The organism is bacterium (assembly GCA_021372535.1).
Lineage (GTDB): Bacteria > Latescibacterota > Latescibacteria > Latescibacterales > Latescibacteraceae > JAFGMP01.
This window is the reverse complement of the sequence record JAJFUH010000188.1, coordinates 1-12,697: the sequence shown is the minus strand read 5'-3', so window position 1 is coordinate 12,697 and position 12,697 is coordinate 1. Positions and strand designations below refer to the sequence as shown.

Annotated in this window: 8 protein-coding genes; 1 reads left to right on the top strand and 7 read right to left on the bottom strand. The window is 48.8% G+C overall.

The window, feature by feature from the left end:
• The coding region (locus tag LLG96_16805) for a heparinase II/III family protein (protein MCE5251869.1) at positions 1-1,283 on the top strand (1,283 nt) is incomplete at its 5' end.
• Positions 1,284-1,316: 33 nt separating this feature from the next.
• Here LLG96_16805 and LLG96_16800 read toward each other — a convergent pair.
• The 7 genes from LLG96_16800 to LLG96_16770 form a co-directional block, all read right to left on the bottom strand.
• The gene (locus LLG96_16800) at positions 1,317-3,761 is read right to left on the bottom strand and encodes a carbohydrate binding family 9 domain-containing protein (protein MCE5251868.1); all 2,445 of its coding nucleotides are present in this window, start codon (positions 3,759-3,761) and stop codon (positions 1,317-1,319) included.
• Positions 3,762-4,282: 521 nt separating this feature from the next.
• On the bottom strand, positions 4,283-5,212 hold the full coding sequence (locus LLG96_16795) for a DUF4340 domain-containing protein (GenBank protein MCE5251867.1): 930 nt from the start codon (positions 5,210-5,212) through the stop codon (positions 4,283-4,285).
• Positions 5,213-5,229: 17 nt separating this feature from the next.
• The gene (locus LLG96_16790; GenBank protein MCE5251866.1) at positions 5,230-6,807 is read right to left on the bottom strand and encodes a GldG family protein; all 1,578 of its coding nucleotides are present in this window, start codon (positions 6,805-6,807) and stop codon (positions 5,230-5,232) included.
• 13 nt (positions 6,808-6,820) lie between these two features.
• The gene (locus LLG96_16785; protein MCE5251865.1) at positions 6,821-7,531 is read right to left on the bottom strand and encodes an ABC transporter permease; all 711 of its coding nucleotides are present in this window, start codon (positions 7,529-7,531) and stop codon (positions 6,821-6,823) included.
• 3 nt (positions 7,532-7,534) lie between these two features.
• Positions 7,535-8,476, bottom strand: a complete 942-nt coding sequence (locus LLG96_16780) for an ABC transporter ATP-binding protein (GenBank protein MCE5251864.1) — start codon at positions 8,474-8,476, stop codon at positions 7,535-7,537.
• Between the two features lie 535 nt (positions 8,477-9,011).
• Complete coding sequence (rho, locus tag LLG96_16775) at positions 9,012-10,268, bottom strand: transcription termination factor Rho (protein MCE5251863.1); 1,257 nt, start codon at positions 10,266-10,268, stop codon at positions 9,012-9,014.
• Between the two features lie 506 nt (positions 10,269-10,774).
• A complete protein-coding gene (locus LLG96_16770; protein MCE5251862.1) occupies positions 10,775-12,199 on the bottom strand; it encodes a hypothetical protein in 1,425 nt (474 codons plus the stop codon).
• Positions 12,200-12,697: the final 498 nt, after the last annotated feature.

Sequence of the window (12,697 nt, the reverse complement as noted above, 5' to 3'; positions counted from 1 at the left end):
CCGAGTCTCTCAACCGTATCGGTAAAACCCTCGACGAGGTCGGGGACGGCGGCTGGCAGGAGGGTATCGGGTATCTCAATTACATGATCGACTCATCCCTCGAATTCGCCGATGTTCTCAATCGTGTGACCGACGGGAAATGTAACCTCTACAAGCATCCACGGTTCGATGATGCGGTCAGAACCTTTATCTTCTGCCAGATACCTCCCGACAAATCAGTTCACTTCGGCGATTCGGGCGGCGGCACATTCGGATCGTATTCCCTTTTCAACGACCTCGCGGCCGAAACCGGTAATCCCTGCGCTGCATGGCTGAGAAAGAACCTGACGGACGACCATCCTGCGAGCCTCATGGACTGTATCAGGCCGAAAAGCACCATTACTCCCGCACTTCCGAATGAGGTTTCGGTTCGTTTCCCCGCGGTGGAATGGGTCATCATGCGGAGCGATTTCACCGACCCGGAAAAAGTTGTCATCGCCGCCAAATCCGGTCTCCATAACGACCCTCACCACGGTCACCTCGACTCGGGGCACTTCAGCCTTTACTGGCGCGGTCAGGAGTTTATCTGCGATCACGGCAGCGCCGGGTATGACAAGGCATATTTCGACGAGGAGCGGTGGAATTATCCCCTTGCGTCGAGCATCGGTCACAATACGGTCATAGTCAACGGCGAGAAGCAGATACCCGGCAAACTCAAGAACAAGCCCTGGGATATGGCAGTCGGTGGAAAGATTGTCGAATTCCGCCCGGGTAAAAACCGCGATTACACCATCATGGACCAGACCAAAGCATACCCCGGAGTGGAGCTCAAGGGCTGGAGTCGCCATATCATCCTGGAAAAACCGCTGATCACCGTCGTTCTGGACGAGGTCACGTGCTCCAAAGGTGCGGAGATCGAGGTTCGGTATCATTCTTCGGCGGAATATTCTATAATGGATAATTATGTTTTCCTCAAGGGCGATAAAGGGAATATGGCTGTCATTCCCGCCATTGACTGTCCATACACCATCAGGCCCGGAAAACACGCAGTCATGATGGCACAGCGGAATGCGACTTTCAGGTGGGTACCCTATTTCGGTACGGTGGTGAATGCGCCCGGGGAACGAACGGTGATCGCAACGGTCATTCTCCCCGCGGAGCATGACCGTGAAGCCGCCAACATTGCATCTACCATGCGATATAATAAAGGTGGTGACGGATCGCTGGTGCTGTCGTTTTCAAAGGGAGGGAAAACGTATTCATACAGGTTCAGGCGTGGCGCGGACGGACTTGTTCTGGAATAATGGGATGGTGTTTCATTGAGGTATGAAACTTCTTTAAAACCTGAAAAGATACGACAGCTTGAGGATACCCGTCCGGTAGAGCGTTTCGTAATCGGCGGATTCGTCCCAGAGGTGGTTGTAGACGAAGTAGAGGTCGCTCCCGATATTGGGGATGTAATGGAGGCGGAAATTCATATTGACCTCCCTTGTCTGGTTGTTCCACTGTATGAACGTGCTTGTCGTCAGCTTCGTCGAGAGGTTGAGATGGAGCCTGCTGCCGTATTCACGGGTGATGAAATGCCTGCCTTCGAGAGTGATGCCGTTATAGTCGATTTCCGATGAAACAGATATGTTTTTATTCAGCTTATAGGTGCCAGCCGCTTTCAGGTTATCACGGTCTCCGCTGTAAAACGTTCCCGTACGGGTTGTCACTTCGAGCGAAAGCGGTCTGCTCGGATTGCTCAGCATATAGACACCGTAACCGGTCCAGTGATATTTCCCCGGGAGAACCGCCGCATCGCCGAATATGGTGAATGTCCTGTCGACAAAGTCGAAGCCGTCCTCGATTTCGAACCGTATGAGATCATTGGTCGTGGTGAGAATTCCGAACGGCCAGTAGGTGATTGTCCGCTCGAGCATGGTCCCGTCCATATCGGCTATATAGTTTATTCCGAGGGGCTTGAATATGAGCTTGTTGATCATCGGAATCTGTGGGCGCGGGTAGACTCTGACAGCACCGTTTACTCTCCGTATACCGGTCCGTGTTATGAATCCGATTTCGGGATTGAACCGTTCGCCCACATGGTAGAGTTCCCAGAAGCTGTCGATGAGGTCGTTCGGATAATCGATGAACAGCCTGCCGAACAGGTTGTCCTCATGCCTGCCGTCAGTAAACGAACCGGTTACATCACCCCTGACAGAGAAATTTTTATTGCCGAGGAACCGGTTGGTCTGATAGAAGACGTCCATACCAGCTGTTGTATTCTGATGTTTTTCACTGTCATAGAGGTTGGTGGCGATGAGCCCGATACGGGATTTTTCCCAGATATCTTTTTTCAGCCTGATTACCGTGCTGTTTGCCTCAGGATATATACCTTTGCTGTCGGTCTGAATATTGAGCACCCCGATACTATAGGAGCCTATTCTTCCCGAGAGATTCACTCCGCCGATAATGGGAACCTGTTCACGCTCGGGGCTGATTCCGATCCGCCGGGAATGGTATACTTTTTCAAAGTATCCCGTATCGAAATCGTATATTTCCGAGCCTTCGAGGAAAAAATCACGTTTTTCGGGGTAAAAGAGACTGAACCGTGTAAGATTTATCTGCTCCTTGTCGGTCTCGACCTGCGCAAAGTCGGTATAGGTCGTTACGTTGAGGGTCAGATCGGTCGTTATAGGATAGATGATGTCCCCACCGTATTTTAAATCTCTCTTTTTCCCGGAATCGTTTTTTTCCATACCGCCAAGAACATAAGGCATGAATTCGAACTTTCTCCCGTGATGAACATGCTGTATGCCGGTCAGGTTTCCGGCTTTTATCAGTTGAAAGAGACCATCGTCCCTTTTCCACGAGCACCAGAGAACCTCCTCGTTCTTGCGGCGGATGATCCGACGGAAATTTATGCCCCATGTCTGGCTCTCGGTATTGGGAAACCTGAGTGTTTTGAAGGGTATGACAACCTCGGCCGACCACCCGGAATCGGTCACCCGGGTTACCGCGTCCCATACACCGTCCCAGTCGGGATTGATCAGCTCGCCGCCGTAGAAGAAACCGTCATAGCGTGCGCCGTTCGGATTAATCTCGAAAAAATATCCGCTCCGTTTCGCCTCGAAGGTGTCGAGGACCAGGGTGAAGTTATCGTCGCTCACCAGGTCGACATCCCTGTCCATCTCGTTACGGATTATTGCGCCGGGATTCGAATCATAACACATGACGCCGATATACACGTTTTCATCATCATAGAGTATTCTTATTTCGGTTTTTTCCGTTGCCGGGGCGCCCTCTGTCTGTTCACGCTGAATGAAGCCTGAGGCGGGAACTGAATTAATCCAGGAAGATTCATTGAGAAGACCGTCGATTTTCAGGGAGGTGTCTGTCCGGACGGCGACGACTGTTTTTTTACCCGTTTCCTGAGACGGGAGGAGCGTTTCAGCAGTGCTCCCGGTAATTACCCGAATCACGGCGTTTTCGGTAAGTTCGATGCCATCGTCGGCAATGTCCCATCGTATGCGTTTCGAAAGGCCGGGCATGATACCGTTACCGACATCGCCGGAAAGCGTCCGGGGCTTTATGGAGAAATGTACGCCACCGTCCGGCGAGACCTCGACAGAGATATTCCGGGGTCCGGCGCACCGGAGATCATAATAAATGATAATCGCAGTGTCAGAGATACGGTAGTGACGGATATTGTCGATTTCATCCGCATGGAGTACGGATGAAAAAAGAAAAAGGATAGCCGCTGTGACAGCAATACTCATTGTATACCGGATAGAGCTCATGGTAACAGTTAATCCTCGGAAATAATTATAAACGTTCTAGTCCGGATTATTCATGAAAGTATTAAACCACAAAGACACAAAGACACAAATGGGTATAATAGATTGTTTGTACTATCTTTACTAATTATTAAAATCTTTGGAACAATGAAAAAGATCGTACTCACATCGGTCATTAATTCCCTTCTCCCCTGTATGGATGAAGGGTCAGGGATGAGAGCAATTACCCTCACGCTCTGTCCCTCTCCCGTAAACAGGAGAGGGAAAAAAGTATTATATCAAGCATTCGGGCATGTTACTAACAATTACTTCAAAGGTTTCTATTAATCATTCACATCAAAAAAGATAATAAAAAAATCAAATCCGCGAAAATCCATCATATTCGCGTCAATCTGTGTTCTATAAAATCTTGTGAATTGAGCGGATCAGAAGAAACAGTAAAGTATCACGAAGGAGAGTATGATGCAATAAAAAAGGGGATGTATCAATGTACGATACATCCCCCTGCAATGATTTCGGTACAGTTAAATCGATTTTATATCCTCATAGTTCAGGATAATCCGCGAACCGCGGAACCGGTAAAAACGGAAAAGAATGTCGCCGTTTTCTTTCCGGACGAGGTAACGGCCGTTGTCGTTTTCACCCGGTGTCCAGACATCGTAAGTGTGCTTGTCGCCGTTTCGTACGGTGAAGGTGACCTGTGTATCAGCCGCTTTTTCAGCTGCCCTGGGGATGTCCGGCCCTTCGGCAAACGTATCGCAGTTCATGGTGGCGATAAAATTCACCGACTGTTTTATCTTCGCCTGGTCGACAGGTTTTTCCTTGCCGTTTTCCTTATAGACCCATGTGGTGTCCTGAAGTACGGCTTCACGGATTATAGAACCCTGTTTTATCGAAACAGTGAGGATATCTCCGGGATTGAAGCTGTAGATGGTCTTGTCACGCCAATCGTCGATTTCCTTGTCAATCTGACGAGCGAACAGACCACGCCAGAGCGATATATCGGATGAATTCGCCATACGTACATAGGTATGTGTCAGGTCGACAGTGTTTTTTCCGGCGATGACATCGAGCACACTTTTCCCATTGCTGTAAGCTTTCAGCGATATGCCTGTCGAATCGCTCACGCCAAATTTTTCCTGAGCCTCTTTCCGGTTCGATACGACACCATCGATCTGAATATTGAGCAGACCGGTGATAGTTTGCTCGATGGCTACATCCGAGGCTTTGTATTCAAAGGGAGAGGTTATATACCAGAGGCTGTTTTTCTTCTCCAGCACAATGCTTTCCCCGTTGGCCCGCTTGATCTCAAACTTGTCGATAAGCGGTTTTTCGCTCGGGAACAATGCTGTTGCCCCTTTTGTCTCTTCCGGCGGATTATAGGATGTAATCAGGAAAATCAGAACAAGAACGAGAAATGCACCGCCAAGCATGAGTGTTGTTTTATTTTTCATTACATCGCCTCCCTACATCACAGAGCCATCAAGGCTTTTTTCTTGATACGGCGAACCTGCCACAGCACGATTCCCAGTATGATTATCAGAATAGTCGGCCCGAAAAGATTGCCCCACTTGACAAACTTCTTGGCAACCGGCGGAATATCCTTCAACGGTTTCTGGGGAATCTGCTTGGACCTGATGGCTATGAGGTCTTCACTCTGAATCAGCCAGTCGATTGCGTTCTGCATGAACATGAGCCCGTATGCGTCAATGTATTGGTCAATCCCCAGATGCCCGTCGCCGACAAGAATGAGTCTGTTTTCGGCATCTGCTTCAGCTTTAAACGGCCCGCTGTATGCCTCGCCGTCCTTGTTTTGCGCCGGTGGACCCGATTCGGCTAAAAATGATTTGAACTTGCCTCTGACCAGCGCAGCGATAGGGATATGCGATTCGGGGAAGTCCTGTTTCGTTCTCCTCCGGAAGGGATCGAGATAGACCGCCGGGCCCGTATCTCTCGTTGCCAGATTCGAGGTATACATGAGTCCCTGTACCGTGAATCCCTTGGCTGCGGCGAGTGTTGTATCGACCGATGACGGATAATATGTCTGAATTTTCTGGAGGTCACGCGTGATTATATTGCTGGGATTGAATGTCTGTATCACCGGGAAATAGGGGAATCTCACCGGCTGGGTTACCTGAAAGAATCCCTGCTGCGATGTCATGCCAACCGTGGCGCAGTTCGCATCGCTGATCATGTCCTCGCCTAGACCGATACCATAGGCGTTCAGGAGTTTGTTGATATTGAGTTCGTACGGCATCGCCTGCTGGCCCTCGCGGATATCCGCGTGATACCAGTTCATGAGCATCATGGCTTTGCCGCCGTTGATTATATACTGGTCGATATTGAAAAGCTGCCAGTCGGTAAACGGCAGGCGGGGCGCCAGGATCAGAAGGCCATCCACCCCTTTTTCTATGGTTTTATCCAAATCAACCGGCTGAACGTTATAATTACGGCCAAGGGCTTCATAGAGCTTCTGCATCTGCTGCCTGTCCTGCTCGGTTCCCGTCGAGGCTACGCCCAGTATCGGCTGACGGTCGGTGGTGATGCGTTTGATCAGGCTTGTGATCTCGTATTCGAGGTTATCGATATTGTCGATTGACGGCAGGGCTTCCTTTTTGTCGCCGTACACGAAAGCGACTCCCGTATACCCCTTTACGACCTCGATCTTGTCGTTCTCTACAACCTGAAACTGCCGCGGAGGAATCTGGAAGCTCTGTGCCTCCTCTTCAAGTTTCTGTTCGTTGCCCGGGTTGATGAATTCGTATTCGAAATGGCCATGCGAATACGCCCGGTAATCATCGAGCATATCATGGAGATAGCGTTCTATGCTCGAATAATTGCCCGGCAGGTTGGGGGAGAAGTATGCCTTGACGAGGATTTTGTCCTCGACGCTGCCGACGATATTTTTTGATGCCTTGGCAAGAGAATACATGTTTGCGCTGGTAAGGTCGGCGCGAAGGAAATACCTGATTCCTATCGCGTTTACCATCACCAGTATACCCAAAAGAAAAAGGATCGAAAGTATAGATGCACTATTCAGTTTTTTCATGAATCAAGCCTCCTCAACTCCATTTTCGGCTTTCCAGTGACAGTTTAGCCAGTGACAGCATGAAGATGATCAGTGACAGGTAGTATGTTATATCACGTGAGTCGATTACCCCTCGTCCGATATTTTCATAATGATAGTCGATACTCAGGTACTGGAGTACGGGTACAAACGGAGGCGGAATAAGCATGAGAAATTTATTGATGAGCCACAAGACGAAAATGATGGCAAAAGCCACGATGAATGCAACCACCTGGTTTCGTGACACTGTCGAGGCGAAAATCCCGATGGCCACATAGGAGGCTCCCATAAGGATCAGACCCAGGTACCCGGTTATGAGCATTCCTATGTCCGGTGTCCCGAGAAAGACAATGGAAATGGCAAAGGGCAATGTAAAGATCAATGCCACCGTCAGCAGACTGAGCCCGGCGAAATACTTGCCGAGTATGATCTCGAGGTCGCTGATGGGCATGGTGAAGAGGAGTTCGATGGTTCCGCTTTTCCGTTCCTCGCTCAGAAGACGCATGGTGATAGCCGGAACGAAAAAGATAAAAATGAACGGAATGATGCTGAAAACGCTCCTGAGGGATGATTCATTCGACAGGAACATCTCGCTCGTAAAAAACCATCCGGTGATTATGAGGAACACCGATATTACGATATATGCCACCGGTGAGTAGAAGTATGCGAATACTTCACGGCGGAAAATAGGTAAAATCTTCTTCATATATCAAGCCCCCTGGGATTTTGTGAGATTACGGAATACATCCTCGAGGTTATTCTCCTGAAGGTGCATTTCAAGGATTGTCCAGCCTTTAGCGACTGCCGTTCTGAAAACATCCTCCCGGATATCGCGGTCTCCCCTGATGCCGATATCGAACTCGACGGTTCCGCCGTTTTTCCCTGACATGGTGCTGACAGTGGCAACATTGCCGAGTCCCGAGAACACATCCGCCGCATCGGGTACATCACCCTTGAGCTCGAGATGGAGAACCGACTGTCCCGTCATCTGGCTCCTCAGAGAGTCCGTGGTGCCATCCGCAACGATTTCGCCGGAGGAGATGATGACCACCCTGTCGCAGGTCGCTTCGACCTCGCTGAGAATATGTGTCGAAAGAATGACCGTTTTTTCCTTTCCGACTTTTCTGATGAGATTGCGAATCTCAACGATCTGGTTGGGGTCGAGACCGACTGTAGGCTCATCGAGGATAAGGATATCGGGTTCATGAATCATCGCCTGAGCAATCCCCACGCGCTGACGATAACCCTTGGATAGTTCTCCGATGTCTTTGCCGATCATTTTGGAAAGGCCGCATGTCTCGATCATCGCATCCATCCGTTCTTTTCTCCGGGCACCCCTGATCTCCCTGAGATCACAGATATATTCGAGGTATTCCATGGTACTCATGTACTCATAGAGGGGCGCATTTTCGGGCAGATAGCCTATCATCTGACGGATTTCCATCGAGTTTTCATGTACATCGAGGTCTTTGTACTTGATTGTGCCCGATGTCGGGGGCATGAAACAGGTGAGAACTTTGAGGGTTGTTGTCTTTCCGGCGCCGTTCGGCCCCAGAAAGCCCAGGATTTCGCCGTCGTTGATGTTAAAAGAGACATTATCAACGGCTTTGAAATCCCCATAGTACTTTGTAAGGTTTTCAATTCTGATCATGCACATCTCCTTCTTGAGTATGCAGTGAACGAATATATGGCTTTACGGAAATTTTTACCAGTTAAGACTGTTTAACAGGATAAGGGTTCCAGGAAGCCAAAAAAAACATTAAATATTTTAGTACACAAAATGCTTTTTTTAGTCTTGTATTATAATAAATCAACTATCAATTTACCAGTTAAATTTCAATTCATTCAAGATTGCAATTGTTGATATAGGATTCAGATGCGCTCTGAGGTTTTTTAAATATTGCTCCGGCGGATAAATAATGATACCAATAGCAGGAATAGATGCCGAAACAAGTTCGGCATGACGTCATCCGATATCACTGTTTAATCGCCGAAGCAATAACCTGTAATGAGCGCATGATGACAGGTGTATGTTTAAATTTTCATGCCGGGATTTACTCAATATCTATATGCAATCGAGATAAACACTATTTTTCAGTTCTAGTGTGAGGTAGTACCGGGCATCGAACAAGTGACAAAAAAAGGGGGCGAAAATGCCCCCTTTATATGAAGTATTTCAGTATTGTTTACAGGCTGTTTGCGCTCATGGTTTCGAGCAGCGCCTTGTTGTTTTTCGTATCTCGTATTTTCTCAAGGAGAAATTCCATCGCCTCGGCGGTACCCATGGGATCGAGGATACGGCGCATGATCCAGATACGGTTCAGCTCGGCCTCGGTGAGCAGGAGCTCTTCCTTACGGGTTGCGGAACGTTTGATGTCCATTGCGGGGAATATGCGGCGGTTCGACAGCTTGCGGTCGAGCACCATCTCCATGTTTCCGCGGCCTTTGAATTCCTCGTAGATAACATCATCCATACGCGAGCCGGTCTCGATGAGCGTGGTGGCAAGTATGGTCAGACTGCCGCCGTTCTCGATATTACGGGCCGCACCGAAAAACTGTTTGGGCCATGTCAGTGCGTTGGCGTCGATACCGCCCGACAGAATTTTTCCGGAATGCGGGATAATATTATTGTACGCCCGTGCGAGCCGGGTAATCGAATCGAGCAGAATCACCACGTGATGACCATACTCGACAAGCCGTTTCGCCTTCTCGATGACCATGTTGGCGACCTGGACATGCCTGTTCTGAGGTTCATCGAATGTGGACGAGATAACCTCTCCCTTGACTGCGCGCTGCATTTCGGTCACTTCCTCAGGCCGCTCGTCTATGAGGAGGACGATGAGGCTGATATCGGGATGGTTAGCCGTAATGGCATTGGCGACCTTCTGCATGAGCATCGTTTTCCCGGTAAAAGGCGGGGCGACGATGAGTCCGCGCTGGCCGAACCCGATCGGGCAGAGCAGATTCATGATACGGGTGCTCACCTCGTTGGGTGTCGTTTCGAGGTCGAATTTCCGGTTCGGGTGTACGGGGGTGAGGTTATCGAAAAAGATTTTATCTTTCGATGCTTCGGGATTTTCATGATTGATGGCTTCGATTTTAAGGAGCGCGAAATACCGTTCCGAATCCTTTGGCGGACGAATCTGGCCGGAGACGGAATCGCCTGTTTTCAGCGAGAAGCGCTTGATCTGGGAGTGGGAAACATAGATATCGTCCGGGCCAGGCATGTAATTATATGACGGCGACCGGAGGAACCCGTACCCATCCTCGAGGACTTCCAGAACGCCCTCGGCGAAAATGTTGCCGTTCTGCTGGGTCTGTGCTTCGAGAATCTTGAAGATTATATCGGCTTTTTTCAGGCCGGTGATACTTTCGATTTTCAGGCTTTTCGCATAATCGGCAAGCTCGGAAATAGTCTTTGTCTTGAGTTCATCAATGTCCATAACGGTTAATCCTTCTTGGGGAATGCCCAATTACTAAGAGAAATATATCAGCAGATGTGTTGTCTTATCAGAAAAAGGGTATATAATCAGTACAACTTACCTATCGGCAGATAATGCAGCATATTATTATTTTTCGAACTATACCGAAGATCGTCAAAGCTATGTCACGCGGAATGGTTTTTGTACTTAAATTATTTTACCTACAGCCCGAAACACCGGGGATTATATCCCGGACAATTCACCAGAAACAATATTACTCCGGGAGAGACATTCAGGTTGGGTTCTATCAGGAAGTTTATAACTTGAGATCAGATAGGACACATATTTCATAACGGGGTAAGTCGTTAATTGATTGTTGAATATATACCATATTTACTGTATAGTCAAGAAAAAAACAAAATGGAATGTGAAAATCTTAAATAATTTCTACCCATATATCATTAAAGGTTAATGTATTTACCTTTTCAAATATACTACAAATTTTCATAGATCTATTTTAGAGGCTATTATTCTATCATTCGCTCCTCTTCCGGTATATACACAACAAAAAGCGACGGATTCCCGTACGGCGCGCCGTTCTCGTCGTCACGGGGTACGAAGGCGCCATTCATGCAGATGACGAGGAACGAGCCATCCATCGAAATCTCCATGCCGTATGTGCCGCCGATCCAGTAACCGTACTTCTCCCAGTAATAATCGGCGAGCCATGCGATGACTTTCTTTTTCCCGGTTCTGACATCGTACTGCACGAGGGGCCCGTACTCATTGGCGTTCTGCATTTTTTTGCCGCCGGGCATATAATAGATATAACGGCCTGTGGGGTCGAGCGCGGTCGTCGAGGTGTACCGTCCCCGGTCCCAGTTGACACCGACAGGCTCAACCGCGGGCTTTTCGGGCCGGAAACGGAACAGCGTGCCGTTGTGGGTGAAACAGTAAAAGGCGCCATCCTCCGCGCGCTTATCCGTGTAGGCGCGGAGCTGGTAAACCGTGTGATCGTACGGATTCTCCGGTGGCGAGAGCTCGCAGCGCTCGAACCGGTTGAATTCGGGATCGAAGCTCAGGAAATGATGGAGACTGTCGCCGCGGCAGGTGGTCCAGAATTTCCCGGTATTCTCATCGAGGAGCATGGCGCGCTGCCACCATTCCCACCCATCCGGTGGGCATCCGGCATAGGTCACCTTTTTGTTGATGGCATCCCAGCAGAGGACTGTCTTGTTGGCGCCGGCGCCCATGAGCCTGCCCCGTTTCGCATCGAGGTTGAACTCGGGTAGCATCTGGCCGACAAGGGGGACGCCCCAGTTTTTCGCCTCATGTGTGTTAATATTATAGCTCAGAAGCCAGCTCCCGCGATAACCGTTCGCCCACCAGGAAGAATCCGGGTAGACGCCGTAATGGGTTGCCGCCCAGAGGGTGCCGTCCGGCATGATGCCCATATGGCCGTGAATCTTGCCATCGGTGTATGAATTATCCGTCCAGCCGAGAAGATTATCCACATCGACCACCTTGTATACCAGGTCGCGGGCGGGCGAGTACTCGTAGATATTAATCTGGCAGCCCATGCCACGGTGGTCGCCGACCGAGAAAAAGAAGCGGTTGTCGGCGCTGCGGGCAACTTTTCCCCAGTTAGCCCATGCGGCTTCGGTAGCCTCATCGGGAAAATATTCGGGAACCATGTCGGGAACGATCATCATCCTGATCTCGGGGGGTACTTTTGCCACGGTGAAATCGTTGACGACATGCTCTTCTTTCGGTTCACGGAGCATTTTGTCCGATTTGTCGCTGACAAAGCCCGTATTCTGCCGCAGGTGGAGTTTATCGAGCTCGTCGTTGTACTTTCTGCGCTGTTTCTCGGTCATGTTCCACCCCGCGAAACCATTGACCGCAATGGCAAGCATCAGGAGCAGTACAAACGTAAAATATCCTTTTTTCATGGCCGGAATCCTTTGTATCGTATGTTTTTTAATTAATATGCGTAATATGCGATTTTCGTTGTACATATAATATAATCCGTTTATCTCGTGTGATAAGCATGTAAGTTTAAAATTATTACCATGGAGGCACGGAGAGCACGGAGAAAAAATCCGTGTAAACGGATTTAGGGTGGAGTATATCGTCAGGATGATATTGTGTCTTTGCTGTTATGAAATATCCCCTGTTCTCTCTTCGATATTATAACGCGGTAAACAGGACATTCCCGCCTGCATTACATGCGGTGATTTTTCACCATGCTTTTAACCGGTCCATATATTATAATTATAATGAAAGACCATGTCGCGGCTCTCTGACACGCAATGAGAATATATGCAATCAAACCAGTAATATCACATATAAATAATCAAAGGGAGGGAACTATGAGTACATTCAAATCTCCGGATGATATCCTTGATTTTGCCATAGCACAGGAAGAAGAATCGTATAATTTTTATACC

Bases quoted from the DNA above. Each gene is read 5' to 3' on its own strand.
- LLG96_16800 (MCE5251868.1), bottom strand. From the start codon at position 3,761: ATGAGCTCTATCCGGTATACAATGAGTATTGCTGTCACAGCGGCTATC.
- LLG96_16795 (MCE5251867.1), bottom strand. From the start codon at position 5,212: ATGAAAAATAAAACAACACTCATGCTTGGCGGTGCATTTCTCGTTCTT.
- LLG96_16790 (MCE5251866.1), bottom strand. From the start codon at position 6,807: ATGAAAAAACTGAATAGTGCATCTATACTTTCGATCCTTTTTCTTTTG.
- LLG96_16785 (MCE5251865.1), bottom strand. From the start codon at position 7,531: ATGAAGAAGATTTTACCTATTTTCCGCCGTGAAGTATTCGCATACTTC.
- LLG96_16780 (MCE5251864.1), bottom strand. From the start codon at position 8,476: ATGATCAGAATTGAAAACCTTACAAAGTACTATGGGGATTTCAAAGCC.
- rho (MCE5251863.1), bottom strand. From the start codon at position 10,268: ATGGACATTGATGAACTCAAGACAAAGACTATTTCCGAGCTTGCCGAT.
- LLG96_16770 (MCE5251862.1), bottom strand. From the start codon at position 12,199: ATGAAAAAAGGATATTTTACGTTTGTACTGCTCCTGATGCTTGCCATT.